We start from the raw sequence: 1,134 nt of genomic DNA, 5'->3' as shown, positions 1-1,134 counted from the left end.
TTTATATGACGCCTTATTCCTTATAATAGGGAGTATTATATTTGCTCCAATAGGGTTAAAATTAAGTAAAAAAGTCCCTAACATAATACAAAAATGGATTATCAGTATTTTAATCGTTTTTGCTATAATTCAACTCATTTTATAAAACTAATCCTTTTAACTCAGACAGCAATTTCCCGAAAAATAATACCTCTTATTTAAACAAATATGTATGCAGTTCGGATTTATATAAATAAAAATTTTTGATGAAATATCCATATATGCTTATAAATATAAATTTATCAACTATAACTAAAAATGATAAAAGATTTAATGCCACTGATGATTGAATTAATATTATTTAAGTTTTTATCAAACGCATTAGTAAAGTAGATGCACATTGGGAATTAATCGAAGCTATTAAAAATTTACGTGACGAAATTGCACCAAATACATTGTTAACAATTAACGGTGATATTCCCGATAGAAAAACAGGACTTGAACTTGCAGAAAAATATGGCATTGATGAACACACAATCAATTGCAGAAGCACGAGCACTACTAGATGAATTTGAAGCCCAAATGGACGAAGACGTTAAAATAGAATTATAGATGAAATGAGGGTCAAGGAGGAATTTAAGTTTCCTCCTTTTTTGTTTGTGTTAAAGTCTTTTTGGTATGAACTAGGGTGATTTAAAACAACGTATATTTATATATTACAAATATTTTGTCAAAACAATTTCATCTCTAATTTCAATGCCATTTTTATCAATTGTAGGAATCGACGGCTTTATTTTCCTAGCTTCTGTTACAGCATCAAAAATAACGTCTGTGATTCTATATTTATTTTTTTGATAGAAATAAAGTGCCTTAATATTTTCATTTGTAGTAATAACACTGATACTTCTTTTACTCATATCTGAGGCAATTATTTCAGCATAATCAAGCAAATGACTACCAATACCCTTGTTCTCTACAAAACTATCTAAAGAAATGATTTCAATATACTCATCATAAACTTTATACGTTAGTAGCCCCGCGATATCATTATTTTTATAGGCAACAATACATGGCAACTCAGACAAAATGTAACTACCTGTTGAGACTACCATTTTATTATCGAAATTTTTATCACTCAACAAGATAGATAAAATA

At 28.1% G+C, this 1,134-nt stretch carries 2 protein-coding genes and 2 pseudogenes; 3 read left to right on the top strand and 1 reads right to left on the bottom strand.

Annotated features, from left to right (window positions below):
• From IDG60_RS15190 to IDG60_RS27600, 3 genes and pseudogenes are all read left to right on the top strand, one after another.
• Positions 1-145 (top strand): annotated as a pseudogene (locus IDG60_RS15190) (sulfite exporter TauE/SafE family protein); the annotation flags it as partial.
• 97 nt (positions 146-242) lie between these two features.
• Positions 243-329: a hypothetical protein gene (locus tag IDG60_RS15185; protein WP_031867549.1), complete on the top strand. Its 87-nt coding sequence runs from the start codon at positions 243-245 to the stop codon at positions 327-329.
• Between the two features lie 24 nt (positions 330-353).
• Positions 354-506 (top strand): annotated as a pseudogene (locus IDG60_RS27600) (tRNA dihydrouridine synthase); the annotation flags it as partial.
• 189 nt (positions 507-695) lie between these two features.
• Here the strand turns inward: IDG60_RS27600 and IDG60_RS15175 are convergent.
• On the bottom strand, positions 696-1,133 hold the full coding sequence (locus IDG60_RS15175) for a GNAT family N-acetyltransferase (protein WP_346767040.1): 438 nt from the start codon (positions 1,131-1,133) through the stop codon (positions 696-698).
• Between the last annotated feature and the right edge of the window lies 1 nt (position 1,134).

Source organism: Staphylococcus sp. EG-SA-2, from assembly GCF_017152085.1.
This window is presented reverse-complemented; position numbering and strand designations above follow the sequence as displayed.